This is a genomic window from Dysgonomonas mossii, assembly GCF_004569505.1.
Classification (GTDB): Bacteria; Bacteroidota; Bacteroidia; order Bacteroidales; family Dysgonomonadaceae; genus Dysgonomonas.
Genome location: NZ_SPPK01000001.1, coordinates 143735 through 164777 on the forward strand (window position 1 = coordinate 143735; position 21043 = coordinate 164777).

Annotated in this window: 20 protein-coding genes; 11 read left to right on the plus strand and 9 right to left on the minus strand. The window is 38.0% G+C overall.

The genetic code is table 11. The features are described from left to right. Positions 1–11 precede the first annotated feature (11 nt). The 7 genes from E4T88_RS00715 to E4T88_RS00745 all read left to right on the plus strand — a co-directional run bounded on the left by E4T88_RS00715 (position 12) and on the right by E4T88_RS00745 (position 7596). Positions 12–656: a class II aldolase/adducin family protein gene (locus E4T88_RS00715; protein ID WP_135103588.1), complete on the plus strand. Its 645-nt coding sequence runs from the start codon at positions 12–14 to the stop codon at positions 654–656. Between the two features lie 4 nt (positions 657–660). Beyond that, positions 661–2121: a rhamnulokinase gene (locus E4T88_RS00720; RefSeq protein ID WP_135103589.1), complete on the plus strand. Its 1461-nt coding sequence runs from the start codon at positions 661–663 to the stop codon at positions 2119–2121. 22 nt (positions 2122–2143) lie between these two features. Then, positions 2144–3484 (plus strand): L-fucose:H+ symporter permease, encoded by a 1341-nt coding sequence (gene fucP, locus E4T88_RS00725; protein ID WP_135103590.1) that lies wholly within the window; start codon positions 2144–2146, stop codon positions 3482–3484. Positions 3485–3858: 374 nt separating this feature from the next. Further along, positions 3859–4647, plus strand: coding sequence for a class I SAM-dependent methyltransferase (locus E4T88_RS00730; RefSeq protein WP_135103591.1), 789 nt, complete (start codon positions 3859–3861; stop codon positions 4645–4647). A gap of 81 nt (positions 4648–4728) precedes the next feature. Continuing rightward, positions 4729–5604 carry an alpha-1,2-fucosyltransferase gene (locus E4T88_RS00735; protein WP_135103592.1) on the plus strand — a complete coding sequence of 292 codons (876 nt, stop codon included), beginning with the start codon at positions 4729–4731 and terminating at the stop codon, positions 5602–5604. A 184-nt stretch (positions 5605–5788) separates the two neighbouring features. Beyond that, entirely contained in the window at positions 5789–6790 is a 1002-nt protein-coding gene (locus E4T88_RS00740; protein WP_135103593.1) for a glycosyltransferase family 2 protein, read from the plus strand. Then, positions 6790–7596, plus strand: coding sequence for a LicD family protein (locus E4T88_RS00745; RefSeq protein WP_135103594.1), 807 nt, complete (start codon positions 6790–6792; stop codon positions 7594–7596). The genes E4T88_RS00740 and E4T88_RS00745 overlap by 1 nt, the downstream gene beginning before the upstream one ends. On the opposite strand, the gene E4T88_RS00750 is transcribed toward E4T88_RS00745, so the two are convergent. The 7 genes from E4T88_RS00750 to rpmB form a co-directional block, all read right to left on the minus strand. Further along, a complete protein-coding gene (locus E4T88_RS00750; protein WP_135103595.1) occupies positions 7591–8928 on the minus strand; it encodes an HU family DNA-binding protein in 1338 nt (445 codons plus the stop codon). The genes E4T88_RS00745 and E4T88_RS00750 overlap by 6 nt on opposite strands. After that, the gene (locus E4T88_RS00755) at positions 8921–9211 is read right to left on the minus strand and encodes an HU family DNA-binding protein (RefSeq protein WP_006842170.1); all 291 of its coding nucleotides are present in this window, start codon (positions 9209–9211) and stop codon (positions 8921–8923) included. The genes E4T88_RS00750 and E4T88_RS00755 overlap by 8 nt, the downstream gene beginning before the upstream one ends. Before the next feature lie 17 nt (positions 9212–9228). Beyond that, on the minus strand, positions 9229–10524 hold the full coding sequence (gene rimO, locus E4T88_RS00760; RefSeq protein ID WP_135103596.1) for a 30S ribosomal protein S12 methylthiotransferase RimO: 1296 nt from the start codon (positions 10522–10524) through the stop codon (positions 9229–9231). A 3-nt stretch (positions 10525–10527) separates the two neighbouring features. After that, positions 10528–11481, minus strand: a complete 954-nt coding sequence (gene ftsY, locus E4T88_RS00765) for a signal recognition particle-docking protein FtsY (RefSeq protein ID WP_135103597.1) — start codon at positions 11479–11481, stop codon at positions 10528–10530. A gap of 146 nt (positions 11482–11627) precedes the next feature. Further along, positions 11628–11789: a DUF4295 domain-containing protein gene (locus tag E4T88_RS00770; RefSeq protein ID WP_135103598.1), complete on the minus strand. Its 162-nt coding sequence runs from the start codon at positions 11787–11789 to the stop codon at positions 11628–11630. Between the two features lie 14 nt (positions 11790–11803). Further along, the gene (rpmG, locus tag E4T88_RS00775) at positions 11804–11992 is read right to left on the minus strand and encodes a 50S ribosomal protein L33 (RefSeq protein WP_006842174.1); all 189 of its coding nucleotides are present in this window, start codon (positions 11990–11992) and stop codon (positions 11804–11806) included. Positions 11993–12009: 17 nt separating this feature from the next. Beyond that, on the minus strand, positions 12010–12249 hold the full coding sequence (rpmB, locus tag E4T88_RS00780) for a 50S ribosomal protein L28 (RefSeq protein WP_006842175.1): 240 nt from the start codon (positions 12247–12249) through the stop codon (positions 12010–12012). 183 nt (positions 12250–12432) lie between these two features. On the opposite strand from rpmB, the gene E4T88_RS00785 reads away from it, so the two are divergent. The 4 genes from E4T88_RS00785 to E4T88_RS00800 all read left to right on the plus strand — a co-directional run bounded on the left by E4T88_RS00785 (position 12433) and on the right by E4T88_RS00800 (position 16461). Further along, entirely contained in the window at positions 12433–13446 is a 1014-nt protein-coding gene (locus E4T88_RS00785; protein WP_135103599.1) for an NAD-dependent epimerase/dehydratase family protein, read from the plus strand. A gap of 242 nt (positions 13447–13688) precedes the next feature. Then, the gene (gene rluF / locus E4T88_RS00790; RefSeq protein ID WP_135103600.1) at positions 13689–14561 is read left to right on the plus strand and encodes a 23S rRNA pseudouridine(2604) synthase RluF; all 873 of its coding nucleotides are present in this window, start codon (positions 13689–13691) and stop codon (positions 14559–14561) included. A gap of 267 nt (positions 14562–14828) precedes the next feature. Continuing rightward, on the plus strand, positions 14829–15833 hold the full coding sequence (gap, locus tag E4T88_RS00795; protein ID WP_006842178.1) for a type I glyceraldehyde-3-phosphate dehydrogenase: 1005 nt from the start codon (positions 14829–14831) through the stop codon (positions 15831–15833). Positions 15834–15966: 133 nt separating this feature from the next. Continuing rightward, on the plus strand, positions 15967–16461 hold the full coding sequence (locus E4T88_RS00800) for a hypothetical protein (RefSeq protein WP_135103601.1): 495 nt from the start codon (positions 15967–15969) through the stop codon (positions 16459–16461). Between the two features lie 83 nt (positions 16462–16544). Here the strand turns inward: E4T88_RS00800 and glgP are convergent, their stop codons facing one another. Next, a complete protein-coding gene (glgP, locus tag E4T88_RS00805; protein ID WP_135103602.1) occupies positions 16545–19130 on the minus strand; it encodes an alpha-glucan family phosphorylase in 2586 nt (861 codons plus the stop codon). Positions 19131–19274: 144 nt separating this feature from the next. Further along, entirely contained in the window at positions 19275–20927 is a 1653-nt protein-coding gene (locus tag E4T88_RS00810) for a glycogen/starch synthase (RefSeq protein ID WP_135103603.1), read from the minus strand. Positions 20928–21043 lie beyond the last annotated feature (116 nt).

Below are 21043 nucleotides of genomic sequence, written 5' to 3' on the forward strand. Positions count from 1 at the left end.
ATAAAAACAGTATGATAAACGCGGAATATATAGAACGGTTTATAGAAGCTGCCCATCGTGTAGGACAAGAACGTCTACAGCTTTGTAGCAGTGGTAATTTGTCGTGGAGAGTAAATAAAGATTTAGCTTTGGTTTCGGGTACAGGTTCGTGGTTGCCACGTATTGCCAAAGAAAATGTCGCTATCTGTAATATCTCTACCGGTATGCGTGTCGATGGTCCTAAGCCATCGATGGAAAGTGTTTTTCACCTCGGGGTTTTACGTCAGCGTAAAGATATGAATGTGGTGTTGCATTTTCAGTCAGAGTTTGCGACAATTGTATCTTGTATGAAAAACAAGCCGAAAAGCTTTAATGTAGTTGCCGAAGTTCCTTGCTACTGTGGCAAAGAAATTGCAGTTATACCATATTATCGTCCCGGATCGAAGGAGTTGGCCGATGCTGTAACACATGCCCTGACTGATCATGATTGCGTGTTGATGAGTAAACATGGGCAGGCTGTGTGTGGCAAAGACTTTGATGATGCTTTTCAGAAAGCGGTTTTCCTCGAACTTGCATGTCGCATTATTGTGCGTGCAGGTGAAGGAAATTATGATATCTTGAGCGATGATGAAATTCGCGATTTGGAAGTTTATATTTTAGGAAAAATACAAAAATAACAACATGGCATATTTGGCTCTGGATTTAGGGTCAGGAAGTGGACGGGCTATTGTAGGAACAATAGTGGACGGACGTATTTGCCTAGATGAGATCTACCGCTTTGGAAATGTTCCTGTAAAATTGGGAAATACATTGTGCTGGGACTTCTTGTCGTTATTCCAAAATGTAAAACATAGTATTTATCTTGCCGTAAAGAAGGGATATGATTTACAGGGGCTTGCTGTTGATACATGGGGTGTTGATTTTGGGTTAATAGACAGAGCGGGAAGATTATTGTCCAATCCCGTATGTTATAGGGATAGCCGTACACAAGGTGTTTCTCAAAAAGCGGAGGCTATCATTTCTAAAAGAGACATGTATGCTATCACAGGTATTCAGCAAATGGAGATCAATACCGTTTTTCAATTGCTGAGCATGAAAGAGCAGAATGCTCAGACACTTGCTATTGGCGATGGTTTATTGTTTATTCCCGATCTGATAAATTTTTATCTTACAGGTAATATGTATAATGAATATACAATAGCCTCCACTTCGCAGCTGGTAAATGCTAAAACAAGAACGTGGGAAAAGTCACTATTCGATAAGTTGAATCTTCCTTTATATCTTTTCAAAAATATTATTGAGCCTTGTTCTCTTGTCGGAAATCTTACCGATGATATTGCACAAGAAACGAATGCCCCAAATACTAAAGTATTTGCCGTAGGGTCGCATGATACGGCGAGTGCGATTGCTGCTATTCCGTTCGATGGAGAAGAATGGGCTTTTCTTAGTTCGGGTACATGGTCTCTGCTGGGGATACAAACGGACAAACCGATTCTGACGCAGGAGGCTATGGATAACGAATTTACGAACGAAGGTGGGGTTGGAAAGATTCTGTTTATGCGTAATATTTCGGGATTGTGGATACTTCAACAATTAATAGCCGAATGGGAGAAGAGTGATGAAGAATGTTCTTACCAATACCTATTGTCGGAATGTGAAAAGTGTAAACCTTTCGGAAGCCTTATCAATAGCGACGATCCTGATTTTACCATTCCCTCATCTATGAAAGATGCCATACAATCGTATTGCAAGCGGACGGATCAATATATACCTCACACCAAAGGCGAGTTGGTTCGCTGTGTTCTCGAATCACTGGCATTGAAATATCATTTTGTAATGAAGAAATTGGAGCAGTGTTCTGGCAGAACGATTAAATATCTTTCAGTAGTAGGAGGGGGAAGCCGCAACGAACAGTTAAATCAATTTATTGCAGATGCTCTGAATGTAGAGGTTGTAACCGGGTTAACAGAGGCTACAGCAATCGGAAATATTATTCAGCAAGCAGTAACAGATAAAAAAATAAAAAATATAAGGGAGGGACATCAGATTGTAAAAAACAGCTTTAACTTTAAAACCTATTATCCTCAGAATTCGAGAGAGTGGGAGTTGTTTGCTACTAGAATGGAGCATTTGATAACGTAAAAACAACAAATTTAAGACCAATATGAAGACCAAATCAGAAAAGCTTTTATTTATCGGAAAAGATGGACAAAACTATTTGTTCCCTTTTATTCTGATAACCTCTTTGTTCTTTTTGTGGGGATTTGCCCATAGTCTACTGGATGTGCTAAACAAGCACTTTCAAGACTCGCTACATTTATCAAAGGCGCAGTCGGGAGCTGTTCAGGCTTCGGCTTATGGGGCATATTTTCTGATGGCTATTCCTGCGGGATTAATTGCTCGTAAATTTGGTTATAAAAGCGGAGTCGTTGTCGGATTAGCTCTTTTTGCATTGGGTGCTTTCTGGTTTGTTCCTGCCGTAGAGATAAATACTTTTTGGGCTTTTCTTTTAGGACTCTTAATCTTGTTTTGCGGACTTACTTGCCTTGAGACAGTAGCCAATCCGTATACTATTGTTTTAGGTTCGCCCGAAACTTCAGCAAGCCGTATCAATCTGGCTCAAACTTTTAATGCTATCGGTTGGATTTTAGGGCCCCTTGTAGGCTCTGTTCTTATATTTAAAAATGAGTCGGATCGGTCGACGATCGAATTATTTGTTGATGCTATTAAAAAAGTTTTTCTTGGTGCTAATGACGCGGTTGCAAATATTGTAGAAGCGGTTGGAGATCATACCAGCAATTCCGTTTTGATGTTTCCATACGTAGGATTGGGTTGTGTGGTAGTTCTGGTGTTGGTGTTTTTCTTGTTTGCAAAATTGCCTGAAATAAAATCGGATAATCATAAAGATACGCCAATCCTAAATAATAATACCGTAACGCCGGATCTGCCATTGATAAAACAAAGACATTTTGTGTTGGCGGTCGTTGCTCAATTTTTGTATGTAGCAGCGCAGACGGGTATTGGTAGCTTTTTTATAAATTACGCAATAGAAGTAAAAGAGTTGCAACTGACCGAAATACAGGCCGGTTTGTTACTTGGCTTAGGCGGAATGTCATTATTTGCAGTCGGAAGATTTTCGGGAAGTATGATTATGCAGAAGATGAAGCCGGGATCTCTGCTTGGTTTGTGTGCTGCTATAAATACATTACTGATGTTTTTTGTTATCATGAATCATAATCGGTTTGGAATAATCGCTCTGATCAGCTGTTACTTATTTATGTCTATCATGTTCCCATCTATTTTTGCGCTGGGTTTAAGAGATCTGGGTGATAAGACAAAAACAGCATCATCCATTTTGGTTCTAACAGTTGTGGGGGGAGCCATCGCCCCATCGTTGATGGGGATATTGGGTGCCGAAAGTATGAATGTCGGATTTATTATACCGCTGATCTGCTTCTTATATATATCGTTTTTTGGATATGTAGGTAGCCGGATAAAAGCTTAAATCGAATAAAACACTCTTTTCGTTTTTATATATTACTTTAATTAAATAAGGGACTATCTTCTATGGAGTAGTCCCTTTCTCATTCATTTAATATGTTTTGGGGAATCAATTTATTAATAGAAATCGACTGATAAATTTTATTTCATGTATTTGTTGTTGAATGCTTTTATTTACCTTTGTCAAAATCACAACGGGTTGGAGATAAGTATTGAAAAACGTAAATAAGGATCGACTGTTTTCATGTATTTGATGATAGTTCTTATAGCTTTATATAAGATTCCTTTAGCATTACAACTGATATTTTTATTTACCTTAAGTTTATAATAACCCGGAAAATTAGTTTTCGGAAAGGAATCAAATAATAGCGTTTAAAGATGAAAGTAAGAACTCCTTATGACAGAAATGACTTAAATATTAAGAAGTCTGATAAAGTGCTGGAGGTGGGACCGGGGCATAATCCCTCGTTTCGCTCCAATGTTATTGCCGAAAAGTTTGTAGATACAAATTATCATCGGTGCGGAGATGTGAAGATTTTTCCTCATCAATCTTTCGTAAATGCTGATGGCGAAAATCTGCCATTCAAAGATAAGGAGTTCGATTATGTTATTTGCAATCAGGTACTGGAACATGCCGAAAATCCCGAACTGTTTGTCAAAGAGCAATCCCGCGTAGCATCCCGTGGATATATTGAAACACCCAGTCTTTTGGGTGAATTTTTGTTTCCTAAAAAATCACATAAGTGGGTTATACTCGATATTGACGGTAAGCTGGTGATGTATGAGAAAAGTAAAATGGAAGGAAACTATCTTAATAATTATGGAGAGCTTTTTCTGAATTACTTGCCTTATCAATCGCTCCCGTATAAACTCCTGTGGCTTACTGATGGTGATATTATGATAAATCGCTATGAATGGGAAGGAGAGATTGATATTATTGTTAATCCGCAAGATGATTATTATTTATCGTTTTTTACCCGTCCTTGGGATAGAGAGATGGTTGCTAAAATAATTCCTCCTCGCTCTACTTCGGCCGAAATATGGACAGTATTACGTGCTTTGAGTTATATGGGCTTGTCTAAGCTGAAAAGCAAGTTTCAGCCTCACCCTATATTACTGAGCGAATATGTAAAGCAAAAAGAATTATCGGAAAAGAGCACGAAATGATTTAACAATAATAAGAATGCAGGCATATTGTCGGAGCATTTTAATACCTTTGCAGATACTTGTAAAACGAATGGAAACTCAATGGTTGCAGTATTATTATCGGGTGGATTGGGGAATCAGATGTTTCAGTATGCGGCTGCCAAGTCGTTGGCTATTCGTTTAAATACGACTCTGTCTGTTGATCTATATACATTTTCTAAAAAAACGCAAGCTACGGTACGTCCCTACGAACTGGGTATATTTAATATAGAAGATGTAGTAGAAACCTCGTCTCTGAAAGCAAAAGCTGTAACTAAAGCGAGACCCTTTATTCAAAAGCACAGATCTTTTTTTCAGAGATTTGGAGTGTTTACTGATACATATGCAATCTTATACCAACCGGCTTTTGAAGCTTTGACGGGCGACGTGATAATGTCCGGCTATTTTCAGAATGAATCATACTTCAATAATATATCTGAGCTTTTACGGAAGGATTTTTCCTTCAAATATCCATTAACCGGAAAAAATAAAGATATCGCAGGGCAGGTTTCAGAAAATCAGTCTATTGCCGTTCATATACGCAGAGGGGATTATCTGAATAAGAATTCACAATCGAACTTTGCTATCCTTGAAAAAGACTATTACGAGAATGCCATCAACTATATATCTGCGCATGTAAAGAATCCTGAATTTTATGTTTTCTCAGAGGATTTTGATTGGATAAAGGATAATCTTAACTTTAAAGAATTTCCTGTTACTTTTATAGATTGGAATAAAGGAAAAGACAGCTATATAGACATGCAGCTGATGAGCTTGTGTAAACATAATATTATAGCCAACAGCAGCTTTAGTTGGTGGAGTGCGTGGCTTAACAACAATGAAGAGAAAAATATAATTGCTCCCAAGCGATGGTTTTTGGATGAGCAAAAAAATGAATTGTTAGGTTGTTTTTATCCTCAAGGGTGGAGCAAAATCTGATATATATTTTAGTGTCAAGATTATCTTATTATATACGGTTGAGCCTTTCAGGAGGGAAAAAGGTAACAGTATAAAAACATACAATAAAGTGTCACTTTTGTCACCTTTTAACATAATTGTAAGATTATGCTGTTTAGAATGAGTGTTTTACAAAAAGTGACAGTTTTTATTAAAATAGCCGATTATGCCAAAAGTATCGATATTAATGCCAGTTTATAATGCCGATCAATATTTGTCTCAGGCATTAGACAGTATTGTATCGCAGAGCTTCGAAGATTGGGAGCTGATACTTATAAATGACGGGTCTACCGATCGCAGCGAGTCTATTATTATTGACTATGATGACGAACGGATTTTTTATATAAAGAATCCTGTCAATCTGAAATTGATAAAAACGTTAAATAAGGGTATTGATTATTGCGGAGGACAATATATAGCTCGCATGGATGCCGATGATATTTGTCACCCCGATAGATTGAAGCGTCAAGTTGAGTTCCTCGATTCACATCCTCAAGTACTGATGTGTGGCACTGCCGCTACGGTGATTGATAATAGTGGGAAGAAGACCGGAAATATTCATAATCAGACTAGTGATGATTATCTTCAGATCAACCTGATGTTTTCCCCTTCTTTTATTCATCCGAGTATGATGATTCGCACCGAAGTGCTGAAACAGAATAAGTACGATGAGGCGTATAAGCATGTGGAAGACTATGATTTGTGGTGCAGGATAGCCAAGCTCGGCAAGGTTGCAAATATTGATGATGAACTGCTCCAGTACAGGTGGCACGACAGCAACGTATCGGTTTTAAATAGTGAAGTACAGCACGAACTGAAAGATGAGCTTATAAAAAGAGAGTTGAGCCGACTTGATTTAACTCCTACCGAATTGGAGCTATACTGTCATAAAGTAACTTTTCAATTGTATGCTTTGGGGAATAAGTTGGATGTCCCTGTTGACCGATTTGAGGATATAGCCAATTGGTTTACGAAGCTGATTCGACAAAATGAAATAAAGCATATTTATTTACAGCCGGCACTGGTTGCTTTTCTTTGGTGTCGCTGGGCAGTGCTGTGCATTTCGCAAAAGAAGTATGGGAAAGTTTTATTCCCTCCTTTTGCTAAATACAATCCCGCTATATTGAGCCGACTAATAAAATTGATCTTTTTCTTAAGAAAAAAATAATGACAGATACAGAAGAACTTAGAGAAATATACAATCCTGATGGTTCTGAATTAAGGACGCTACAGCTGAAGATGCTGGATATATTATCTATTGTAGCCAATATATGTGACAAGCATAATATCCCATATTGGATAAGCGGCGGTACTTTGCTTGGCGCTATCCGGCATGGAGGGTTTATTCCCTGGGATGACGATATTGATATCGAATTGCTTTTTCCCGACTATCAGAAGTTATTGAAAATACTGCCTAATGAGTTGCCGGACAATCTGTATCTGCAAACTCCCAAAGAGAAAAGTTATAGGTTGTTGTTCTCTAAGGTGAGAGACAGACATTCTATTGTTTATTCCGAAGAGGAGGATATGGCAAGCTATAAGGAGAAAGGTCTATTTATCGATATCTTTCCTGAGGAAAGAAGCTATCGGTGGATGAAGAATATTGTTGACTTTTTCTATGGAAGAGCTTTTAGGCGTCTAAAGCGAGGGAGACCATTCTTCTCACTGACATACTTTTATGAATACGCAACGTCTTTGTTGTTATACCCTATAGGAGTATTGTTGAAATATACAGCCAGAGGGATTTGTTCTATTACAAAACCTGATAATATACTACATAGCTATGGAATAGGAAACTCGACGAATCACAATGCAGGGTATATGTTTCCGGTAGGAAAAGTTATATTCGAAGGGAAAGAGTTTTCAGCACCTAAGGAACCTGAAACATATCTGAAAAAGCAATATGGCGATTATATTACCATTCCTCCCAAAGAGAAGCGGGCAACTCACTTTCTTAAAGTTGAATATTTATAGTCCCATCGTCTTGAAGAGCTCTCTTTCTTTCGCTTTTGCCTTGTCTAGAGATGCTTGATCCTGAAGATTTATTCCATACTTTGATGGAGAAGGGATGGTTAGTTTAGTTCCTAAAGGTATGCTGTTGATATTCTTTATCTTATCTTTATTCTCCTCGTAGATATATACGCAGAACGATTTGTGTCCATAATACTTTAGTGAAATATTACGTAAGGTATTACCCGGTTCTATCGTTATGATTGCCAGAGGTGTATTTCCTTTTGTGGCTGTTGGTTGCTCTGTCTTTTGAGTCTGGGGCTTTATCGAGTTTTCGCTCGGCAAGGTTTTCTCCGTTGCAATGGCAATTGAATCTTGTTCTTTCGCTTTAGCTATAGAGTCGGAGGATACGGCAAGAGTATCTGTTTTTTGTTCGTCAATATTTTGGTTGTCAGCAACCATGGCTGTATTACCGTTTCCTATGGGGCCTTCGGTCAGGAATCTGGCAATTTCTTGGAAATACAATCCCCCGATCAGGAATGCTGCAATAATAAGGAATATGAAGAATCCTAAGGAAACGAATTTCTTTCTTCTCTTAGTAGCCTGTCTCGTCTCTTTCACGAGCCTTTCGTATTCCAGATCTTTTTCTTTAGCAGCTAATTTAGCCTCTTCAATCCTCTGCTTATACTCTAGTATTCTTTCTTCAGAGACCTCATCAGTTATTGGTTCAGGTATATTTTCAGTTTCACTTGGAGCTATTGCTTCATTATCAGATTGTCGTGCTTCTTCTTCCCGGTTATTTATTTCCTCTAGTTGCTCTTCCTCTGTATTAGGGGAAGTGTTTTCTGTCTCTATTATAGTGGTGTCTTCACTCACTAATTCAGGCGTGAAGTCTTCATTCTCTACTTGCTGTGGATCTGCTGTTGGGGTAGGTGAGGCCTCATTTGTTTCTTCATCTACAGAAACATCTTCTTCCTCATCAGCCTCTTCTATATTTACTGTTTCGTCTTTTTCTATATTATCAAAAGAAACACCTTCTTCTAAAACGACGCTCTCGAAGTGGGCGAAAGGACGGTTTATAGCTTCCTTTAGTAACTTGTCAGGAGTGAAGCTCAATTTGTAATGAGCTGCTATTTCGATAGCTTCGCCGGTATTTACGTCTACGCTTTTACGTGCATTTACTTTTACCAGTTTAAAAGTTCCAAAGTCTTTTATTTTTACAGACTCGTTGCTTTCTATCGTTTCTGATATAACGGCTATTAACTCACGCAGAAATACTTCGGCTTCTTTTTTTGTAATCTCCTGTTTCTTAGCCAGAAGATCAATCAAATCCTGTAGACTAAGACGTTCATTCATTTATTTCAAGTTTTTTGAGGTTCTCTTTTATGGTTTGTCCGGGGCGGAAAGATAAAGTAATTTTAGGAGGAACCAGAAAACGCTGTTTCGAAACAGGATTAACAGAAATACGCTCAGCCTTCTTCTTTGTTTCAAACAATCCAAATCCCTGAATATTAACAGAGTTGTTTTCTTCTAGGTTTGAATTGATGATAGAAACTGTGGCTTCCAACACTTCTGATGTCTGACGCTGTGTCCAGCTCAAACGTTTTGCCAGTGCGGCTATTAATTCCTGGTTCGTCATAGATATTCCTATTAAGGTTAAATAACTTCTCCGTACAGATCAAAAGATTGTGTGTCAGTTATCTTAACATTGTAAAATTCCCCAATATTAAGCATTTTATTTTTCTTTATCAAGACCTCGGGATCAACTTCCGGTGAATCGTACTCGGTACGACCTACATAATAGTCGCTCTCCTCTTTATCTACAACCACTTTCAGTGTTTTGCCTATTTTCTCCTCATTCGTCTCGAAGGCTATTTTTTCTTGAGCCGACATCAGCAAGTCCATTCGTTCTTGCTTTGTAGCGTCTGATATGCTGTCCTTGTAATTATCGTATGCGTATGTGCCATCTTCATGTGAATAAGGGAAAGCTCCCATTCGCTCGAAGCGCATATCGTTAACGAACTGCAATAGTTCTTCAAAGTCTTTCTTTGTTTCGCCCGGATGACCTACCATTAATGTTGTACGCAGATGTATACCCGGTACTTCTTCTCGGATACGCTTCATCAGATCGTATGTTGCTTGCTTGGATATGTTGCGTCGCATTTTAGTAAGCATATTATCGCTAACATGTTGTAGAGCTATATCCAGATATTTGCACACATTATCGTTTTCTCGCATCACTCTTAGCAGATCGTAAGGGAAGTTTGCCGGATATGCATAGTGGAGGCGTATCCATTCCACCCCTTCTATTTTTGCAATACGTTCGATCAATTCGGGGAGTTTGGCTTGCTTATAATTGTCGTATCCATAGAATGACAGGTCTTGCGCTATCACCTGAAACTCTTTTACACCCGTAGCTACCAGATTCCTAACTTCTTCTTCTATTTCTTCTATCGGACGAGATTGATGTTTGCCCGTCATGATAGGAATTGAGCAGTAAGAGCAAGTTCTGTTACATCCTTCCGATATTTTCAAATAAGCATAATGTTTCGGAGTTGTTATGCTACGTTCTAAAGCTATATCTTGTTTGAATGATTTTCCCAAATCAGAGATAAGCATTTTCCAGTTAAACTTACCATAGAAATTGTCTACCTCCGGGATTTCGGCCTTCAGCTCGTCCATGTACCTTTCGGTGAGGCATCCCATCACAAAAAGCTTACTAAGTTTTCTTGCTTTTTTTGCTTCTGCAAATTCGAGAATCATATTTATGGATTCTTCTTTTGCATCCCCTATAAATCCGCAAGTATTGATTACAGCAATCTCTCCTTCCGGTTTATCGGGGTCGTGCTTTACTGTATATCCATTTGCTAAAAGCTGTTTCATCAACAACTCTGAATCCACCAGGTTTTTAGAACAACCCAGTGTTATAACATCGATTCTATTTTTTTTCATTCTTTATGCTCCAAAAAGACTGTCGACAAATTCCTTGCGTGTGAAAACTTGCAAGTCTTCGATTCCTTCTCCTAATCCAATATATTTTACCGGAATTTTAAATTGATCGGAAATGCCGATGACTACACCTCCTTTTGCCGTACCATCCAGTTTTGTGATAGCTAAAGCCGTAACATCGGTAGCGGCTGTAAACTGAGTGGCTTGTTCAAATGCATTTTGTCCTGTTGAGCCGTCAAGCACAAGCAGAACTTCATGGGGAGCCTCGGGAACAATCTTTTCCATTACCTTTTTGATTTTGGTAAGTTCGTTCATCAGGCCAACCTTGTTGTGCAAGCGTCCGGCAGTATCTATAATTACAACATCCGCATTGTTTGCTTTAGCAGAGCTCAGCGTGTCGAAAGCAACTGATGCAGGATCGGAGCCCATTGCCTGTTTTATTACAGGTACGCCAACTCTTTCTCCCCAAATAACCAATTGTTCTACAGCAGCAGCACGGAATGTATCCGCAGCTCCTAAATAAACTGATTTGCCTGCTTTCTTAAGCTGATTTGCTAATTTCCCGATTGTCGTTGTTTTCCCAACACCATTTACTCCGACAACCATTATCACATAAGGCTTGTATTTTTCGGGTGTAGAGAAGCCTTCTGTATCTGTGGTATTGTTTTCTGTCAACAGATGAGCAATTTCCTCCCGAAGAATTGAATTTAGTTCATCTGTGTTGATATATTTATCCTTTGCAACTCTTTTCTCTATTCTTTCTATGATTTTTAATGTAGTATTCACTCCTACATCCGAAGTAATGAGTACTTCTTCCAAATCATCTAATACGTCATCGTCTACCTTCGATTTGCCGGCTACAACACGTGACAGTTTAGAAAACATAGATTCTTTGGTTTTCTCTAAACCTTTATCTAGAGTTTCTTTTTTTTGCTTCGAAAAGAAATCGAATAGTCCCATAGTTTACTCTTTATTATCAAGTAATTATCGCATACTTGTTTAATGTTAAAACAGGCTTATTTCCTGCTATACAAAGCTACGAAATGGATAATAAAAAACCTCCCCACATGAAAATGAAGGAGGTTTTTTAGATATTTTTAACAAGATTATTTCGTGAAATAGTCTTTTACTGATTCATTCGGAACCATTTCTTCTTTAAATGTGTAAGCTCCTGTTTTAGGAGATTTTACCATTTTGATTACTTTTGCATAGTTACGACCGTCTTTCGTTGAAGCGTCGCGGTAACCTGCTACTGCTTTCTTTGCCATGGTTTATATTGTTTTTACTTTATTTCTTTATGTACAGTAACTTTCTTAAGAACAGGATTGTATTTCTTCAATTCTAATCTTTCAGTAGTATTTTTTCTATTCTTTGTAGTGATGTAACGTGATGTGCCTGGCATACCACTTGCTTTGTGCTCTGTGCACTCAAGTATCACTTGGATTCTATTTCCTTTTGCTTTCTTAGCCATTTCTTGATCCTCCTAATTTATGCGTTCAAAAAACCATCTTCAGCCGCTCTTTTAAGCGCAGCATCCAATCCAATTTTATTGATTGTACGAAGACCGGCAGCAGAAACATTCAGGCTGATCCAACAATCTTCTTCTACCCAGTAGAATTTTTTTCTGAAAAGATTGACATTAAATTTTCTCTTAGTCTTTCTGTTTGAGTGAGAAACATTATTGCCAACCATAGCTTTCTTTCCTGTAATTTGACAAATCTTGGACATTGCTATTGTATTTATTATATGTTTATTTTTTAGTTTTATCGTGCAAAATCGGGTTGCAAATTTAGTTATATTTTTCAAACCTACAAATATTTAAAAGGTTAAAGTTACACTAAACGCAATAAATAAATTAATTGATTTTGAAAATGTAAGGAATACGCAGATTGTTGTAAATTTGTTCTCGATATGAGTACCAAACGTATTTTGATTACAGGAGCCAGTGGCTTTATAGGGAGTTTTCTTGTCGAGAAGGCTTTGGAGGAAGGGTGTGAAACTTGGGCAGGCGTGCGTAAAAGCAGCAGTCGTGAGTATCTGAAGGATGATCGTATTCAATTTTTAGACCTGAACTTTGGGGATAAAAATAAATTGAAAGAACAGCTATCTGACTTTAAAAAGAAATATGGCAAGTTTGATTATGTCGTACACAATGCCGGAGTCACTAAATGTTTAGATGCCGAAGATTTTGATAAAATAAATTTTCGATATACAGCCAACCTTATCGATGCATTGCGAGAAGTAGAAGCTGTTCCCGGTAAATTTGTCTTGATGAGCAGTCTCAGTGCTTTTGGTGTAGGAGATGAACAAAATTATACTCCTATTAAGATAACCGATACGCCGAATCCTAATACGGCATACGGGAAGAGTAAGCTGAAAGCAGAGTGTTATCTGCGCTCGATGGACGATTTCCCTTATATAATATTACGTCCTACAGGTGTATATGGACCTCGGGAGAAAGATTATTTCCTGATGATAAAGACTGTCAAATCCGGTCTTGATGTGGGTGCCGGTTTTAAGCCACAACACCTGACTTTCATATATGTGAAAGATTTGGTGGATGCCGTATTTCTTGCGCTGAAGACGGAACTCAAGAATAAAGCTTATTTTGTAGCCGACGGAGATGTATATACAGACAAGGAGTATACGCAGTTGGTAAAGCAAGTTATAGAAAAGAAACGCGTGTTGAGCCTTAAAGTTCCTTTGTGGATATTGAAGGCTGTTTCTATTGTGGCTGAAAGTATTTCTAGGATAACAAAGAAGCCTTCGACCTTGAATAGGGATAAATATATAATAATGAAACAGCGCAATTGGAAGTGTGATATAACCCCTCTTGTAAACGATCTAGGTTTTACTGCTAAATACAACTTGAAGGATGGGCTTGAAGAATCTGTGAGTTGGTATAAAGAAAATGGATGGTTGTAGAATTAGCGTTTATCGCTAAAAATGTGTAACTTTACATAGAGGTTCGTGTTGAAAAAAGATAAGTAGACCTGAAAATATTTAATGTGTAAAGTGGGGTTACCTACTTTTCATCCGGCACATCTTAGTTTATCTATATTCGTAAAATATGTGCCACTAATTTTTTTGATTCTTCTATCGTCGGCCTTGTAACTTCGAAGAAATATCTCAAATTGTTTCTAACAAAAACATCTTAAATAAAGTAAATGCGTATAAATAAATATATCAGCGATAGCGGTTATTGTTCGCGACGAGAGGCTGATAAACTGATAGAACAGGGAAGTGTTACAATTAATGGAAAAAGAGCTTCTATCGGAAGTCAGGTGCTGGCCGGGCAAGAAGTGAAAGTCTATGGAGAGACAGTTACTTGTAATACTGAGCCTGTCTTTATTGCTTACAATAAGCCGATCGGAATTGTAAGTACGACAGATTTGGATGAGCCCAATAATATTATTGATGCCGTGGGACATGACGAACGAATATTTCCGATAGGCAGGCTTGATAAAGATTCGCAAGGTCTTATAATCCTGACCAATGAAGGAGATATGGTGAATAAGATGCTGCGCGTCGACAATAATCATGAAAAAGAATACCATGTAACTGTGGATAAGCTTATAAATGAGGATTTCGTTAAAAAGATGCAAGGCGGAGTGCCAATTTTAGGAGTTGTTACTCGTAAATGTGAAGTGGTTAAAACGGGGACTCATTCGTTTAATATTATATTGCGACAGGGACTGAACCGCCAAATACGGCGTATGTGCGAATATCTCGGATATAATGTAGTGAGGCTCGAGCGCATACGAATAATGCATATAAAGTTGGGTAACATAAAAGTTGGTCAATGGCGTAATATTACAAAAGAAGAATTGGAAATACTACGTAAGAAAACAGCTTCTTCTGTAAAAACTGAGAGTGCGCCGAAAAAGAAAACAAAACCACAAGAAACAAAGACTCCTCAAACTAAAGGCAAGTCTGCTAATTCATCATACAAAGAGAAAAAGATGCAGGCAGGATACAGAGAAGGTGGTAGTGGTATGAGAAATGGAAAATCAAGTGTAAGGAAGAAAACCCGAAAATAAAAAGAGGGTGGCAGAGGGTCTTTTTTTAGTCAAAAGAAATGTGTGAAAAAGATAACTCGACTTTACAAAAAGGCTAAAAAGGTGATTGTCACCACAACAAACAGCCTTATAGCCCTTAAAAATAATAAACAAAATTATTTGATAAGGAAAAAAATATTAACTTTGTACAGCTTTTTAGAAAGCATGTTTTATAACATAATTTCACATCTTCTCAAAAGCTTTTAAGTTGGATATACTCGATTTTTTAACTATAAAAATTAAAACAAAATGATTAAAGTAGGTATTAACGGTTTTGGACGTATTGGACGTCTTGTTTTCCGTGCTGCACAAAAAAGAAATGACATTCAGATTGTAGGTATCAACGACCTTATCGACGTAGAATATATGTCTTATATGTTGCGTTACGATACTATGCACGGTAGATTTGACGGAACAGTGGAAGTTAAAGACGGTAAATTGGTTGTTAACGGAAACGCTATCCGTGTAACTGCTGAAAAGAATCCTGCAGATTTGAAATGGAACGAAGTAGGTGCTGAATATGTTGTTGAATCTACTGGTCTTTTCCTTGAAAAGTCAAAAGCTCAAGGTCACATCGACGCTGGTGCAAAATATGTAGTAATGTCAGCTCCTTCAAAAGACGATACCCCTATGTTCGTTTGTGGAGTTAACACAGATAAATATGTAAAAGGAACTCAATTCGTTTCTAACGCTTCTTGTACTACAAACTGTCTTGCTCCTATCGCTAAAGTATTGCACGACAAATTTGGTATCGTTGAAGCTTTGATGACTACAGTACACGCTACTACTGCAACTCAAAAAACAGTAGACGGACCTTCAGCTAAAGACTGGAGAGGTGGACGTGCTGCTGCTGGTAACATCATTCCTTCTTCTACCGGTGCTGCTAAAGCTGTAGGTAAAGTTATTCCTGAACTAAACGGAAAACTTACAGGTATGGCATTCCGTGTTCCTACATTGGATGTTTCTGTAGTTGACCTTACTGCTCGTCTTTCTAAAGAAGTATCTTACGACGATATCTGCAAAGCTATGAAAGATGCATCAGAAGGCGAATTGAAAGGTGTTCTTGGATATACAGACGAAGAAGTAGTTTCTTCAGACTTCCTTGGCGATGCTCGTACTTCAATCTTCGATGCAAAAGCTGGTATCCAATTGAGCCCAACTTTCGTTAAAGTAGTTAGCTGGTATGACAATGAGTGGGGATATTCTAACAAATGTCTTGATCTTATCGCAGCTATGGCTAAAGTAAACGGATAATACAAGTTATCATATATAGAAGAAGCCTCTTACTTTAATTAGTGAGAGGCTTTTTGTTTGCTTTCAATTCTTTAATGCAACTTTTTTGTTTGTTTTTGCATCTAATAGTATATAAACTAAATATATCTTTAATATGAAAAACATAACCTTATTCCTATTTTTTGCTGCAATAATACTTTTTTTGCCTGTAACCGGATGTAGTGATAATAATAATGATGCTGAAATGGCCTTGGTTGAATATACTAATCCAAGCGAGAATAATCCTGTTAATACGCTTAGTTGGTTAAAAGAAAAGAAAGAAACTGTTAAAAAAGAAGTTGATGTGCGCTATGCCACCAATGGTGGGTCAGCTAAAAATCTTGGAGGCTTTATTGAACAGCTTGCTTACAAAGGAGAAGATTACTATGAAATCAGATATGGAGAGTTTATTACAGGAAGTTCTTCCAAGTTAAAAGATTCTATGTTTGATTTTAATAGCAATGTCTATGATTCACTAGGAAATCTGTGTGTTTCTATTATTGGAGGGGATGCGATAGCTACCCAGCCGGGGTATGAAAGTTTTTCTGATTTTTGGCAAGTAGCTACATTTAAAACTTTATTGTGGGAATATACAATAAAAGAACAATGATGTGTAAATGATTTTGAAAGATTCTTTATAGATAAACAAAGCCCACTCCATTTGGAGTGGGCTTTGTATTAATATTATTTATATTAGATCCAACGAACAAAAGCAAAATCCTGACGATGTGCCATATCCGCATGCTTCGGATATACACGGTAAGCAAAGTTGCATAGTCCCGGAATCTTGGCTATTGAATCCAATTCAAAATATAATTTCGAACCCTCTGCCTTAACAAGCTTAAAGTCTTGAGAAGAGATAAACTTGTCTGTTTTCTTATCGGCATCATATTCGGTAAGCACACAGTCTATGCCCAAATCGCCTTTCATATCTCTCTTGTCAATAACAACTTCCACTTTAATCTTTTCACCTTCAGTAAAATTGTTTGATGCAAGCGGAGTTCCGTCTTTTATATTCTGACCATTGAAAGTAATCTTCTCTACTACAAGCTTGTCCCAATTCGCGGCAGTATCTTCTTTCCATGCTGCCAATTCTTTCGCCTTAGCATAGTTATTCGCTGTAACCAGTTTGATGCGTTCTCTTTCAGGCTTATAAAAGTTCTTGATGTAATCATCAATCATTCGCTTCGTTGTATATTCTGGCGCAATATTAGCGATCGAGTTCTTTATAAACTGTATCCACTCAGGCGAATATCCTTTAGAGTTACGTGCATAGTAAAGAGGTAATATCTCATTCTCGAAAGTAGAATAGATCTCAGCTGCATCTAATTCATCCTGATAAGCCTGATTGGAATAAGTACGTTTATCAGTAAGGCACCAGCCGGCTTCTTTTTTGTAACCTTCGTACCACCATCCGTCAAGTACAGAGAAGTTAAGAACTCCGTTCATTTCGGCCTTTTCGCCTGATGTACCTGAAGCCTCAAGTGGACGTGTCGGTGTATTCAACCAGATATCTACTCCTGAAATCAAACGTTTTGCTAAACGCATATCATAATTTTCAAGGAAGATTATCTTACCAAGGAATTCAGGACGGCGTGATATTTCTACAATCTGTTTGATCAAGCCTTGTCCTGCTCCATCTGCAGGGTGAGCCTTACCTGTGTATAAGAACTGGATCGGATATTTTTCATTATTTACCAGCTTTGCCAAACGGTCAAGGTCTGTAAATAGCAAATGGGCACGCTTGTAAGTAGCAAAACGACGACCAAATCCAACGAGTAATGCGTCGGGGTTGATTTTATCTACAATATTGAAAATCGCTGAAGGAGCCTTCTGACTCTTTATCCAGCCTTCTTTCATTTGCTCCTGTACATAGCTGATAAGACGTTTTTTCAAGATAGAACGAACATTCCATAGCTCTTCATCTTTTACACTATATATATTATCCCAGATTTCGTGATTGGACTGATCATCATAGAAACTCTTGTCAAATGTTTTTTCATACAACAACTTCATTTCTTTTGCTGTCCAAGTCGGCATATGAACACCGTTTGTTACATGTCCTACGTGCAACTCTTCAGGGAAATAAGCCGGCCAAACAGGCTGGAACATCTGACGGGAAACAATACCATGCAGGTAACTAACTCCATTAGCCTCAAGGCAGGTATTCAGTGCAAATACACTCATGCTGAATTTTTCACCACTTCCCGGATGCTCACGTCCCATGTCTACAAAGTCTTGCCAAGAGATACCTAACCGTGCAGGATAGTTCCCTAAATATTTACCAAGAAGACCTTCGTCAAAATAGTCGTGTCCTGCAGGAACAGGAGTATGCACAGTATACAAACCTGAAGCACGGACAACCTCTAACGCTTGATTAAATGTAAGACCTTCACCTTCGATAAGATCGAGCAAACGCTGTACATTAATAAGAGCAGCATGACCTTCGTTGCAATGATAGATTTCCTTTTTGATACCTAATTTGTTAAGCAATAAGATACCTCCGATACCAAGTAAATATTCTTGTTTCAGACGATTTTCCCAATCTCCACCATATAATTGGTGAGTAATTGGTTTGTCATACTCGCTATTCAGGTCGATATCCGTATCGAGTAAGTATAGGCTTATACGCCCTACATTCACTTTCCATATATTTGCGTATATATCTCTATCCGGGTACGGAACAGCCAAAATCATCTGATTGCCATCCTCATTCAGCACGGGCTCGAGAGGAAGGTCTCCGAAGTTTTGAGGCTCATAGTTTGCTACCTGTTGACCGTCAGGAGAAATAGACTGGGAGAAATATCCGTAACGATAAAGGAAGCCCACTCCTGTAAGATCTACATGACTGTCACTTGCTTCTTTCAGATAGTCTCCGGCCAAGACTCCTAAGCCTCCCGAATATATCTTTAATACATGAGTAAAACCATATTCCATACTAAAATATGCAACAGACGGTTTTGATGTATCAAATTTTTGAGACATATATTTTTCGAACTTCTTAATAACGTTATCTACTTTATTCATTAAGGTAGCGTCTTTAAGAATCTCTTCTATTCTTTCATTAGATAATTTATGAAGCAATAGAACCGGATTATTGTCTGAATCTTTCCATAGTTCCGGATCAAATTCGGCGAAAAGATCAGTAGCTTCATTGTTCCATATCCACCATAAATTACGTGAAATTTTTTCAAGCGGTAATAATTCTTTTGGTAAGTTCACTTGTGTATGCGCACTTCTCCATGTAGGATTATTCGAATAACTTGCTTTAATTCTCATAGATGTTATATATTTAAACTTGTGATTATCTGATGTTGTTATGTATAATTGTAAAAGTACAAATATAACATATTTAGCAACCTTTATCGTTATATTACCTAATTATAACTTTTATAAAAGCTGCAAACGTTTGCAAAGTTTAATTTACTTTCTTTCAGAAGCTTTAGCTAATGCTATATCGTAGGCTTCTTCATAATATTTGAAGAAATGAGCCCAATCTGCCAATGCAGCTCTATCGAGTGCAGCCTTACGCAGGATACGTTCTTGTTCTGCACTTTTGGTCGTCATTTCAAACACCCTGTTACAAATATCTTCCGAAACTTCTATAAAATTATAATCGTCTCTCGTTACTACCTCTGCTCCGTCATCCATTCCTTTTTCATCCCCTTCTTTGCGCATCCACAAGCCAAATCCGGCTAAAGATGTAGTAATAGTAGGAACTGAAAAAGCGATACTTTCGTGTGGCGTATATCCCCACGGCTCATAATATGAAGGGAAAACAGATACATCCATTCCTATCAACAAGTCATAGTAAGGAATATTAAAAATACCATCATTCCCATTCAGATATGAAGGAACAAAGATAATTTTTACTCTATCTTCCTTTCTGTTCTGTAGTCGCAAATACGAAATTTGATTCAGGATAGAGTCATTATTCATGTTTTTCAGCCAGTGAGTAATATGTGGAAAGGTTAATGATGTATCAGGGGTTTCCTTTTTGCTCAATCTTTCTTGCAGGTCTGTACGGGGAGTGTCTATCCACGCCGGAACCATAATGAATGCAATCACATCTTTTTCGAGTTGCTTAATGTGCTCCAACCTATTCATTGCGTCGATAAATACATCAAGTCCCTTGTTTCTGTATTCATAACGTCCGCTTGTTACCACCAGAAGCGCATCTTCTTGTATATCATACCCTAATAACTTTTCGGTAACATTGATTAGTTTTTTTCTTGCTGCAAGACGCTTGGCTTCGTGTTCTTCGCCAACAGGTATAAAGCCTTTCTCGAAACCATTTGGTGTTACCAAAGGTTCACGGTGAAGTAATTGCTTACATTCTTTAGCGGTTATGTCGCTCACTGTAGTAAAACAATCTACTTCCTGAGCAGCCGTTTTCTCCACAGAATGCTTCGCTTGCATATTTAATTCACGAGCCATCTGATCGCTATCGTATGCAAACAAATAGTTGTATAATGGTTTGCCATTCCCTGCTATAGAGCGACCGATGGATGTAGCATGGGTAGTAAACAATGTGCCCACTTTTGGCAAACAATCTTTTACATAGAGTGCACCTATCCCGAGCATCCACTCGTTGAAGTGTGCTATGACTTTCTTTTTGTCAAGATTATAATATCTGTAGAAACTTTCGATTATCGCACCTGTAGCATAGGCAAACATACACGCTTCGTCGTAATCGCCGTACGCATGCAGAGAGTCTACCCCAAATTTGTGCCACATGTAGCTATATATCTCATCTTTATGAGCAAAGAGGCTTTCAAAATCAACAAGTATTACAATCGGTTCACCCGGAACGAGCCATCTCCCGACTCTTACCTTCAACCTATCGTATATCGAAATTGTCTTTACCCATTCGGCAAACAACTTGTTGTCTTCTTGAAACCAAGGGCTTGTAGTCTCTTTCCAGATATCAGGACCGATGAAGATTGTTCTGTCTTTATACTTTTCCTGCATTGTTTTTGCTTTGGTCGACAGCACGGTATAAATGCCTCCAACCTTGTTACATACCTCCCAGCTTGTTTCAAAAATATAATCAGGATTATTGAGTCGCTTTGCCATAAATGATGCTAATTCGTGTCTTACGTTTATGAATAAATAGAATTAAATAAAAGCAAATAAGGGCTATCGTTCTCTTTTTTTAGTAACTTTGCCCTCGCTTTTAGAAACCGCAAAGG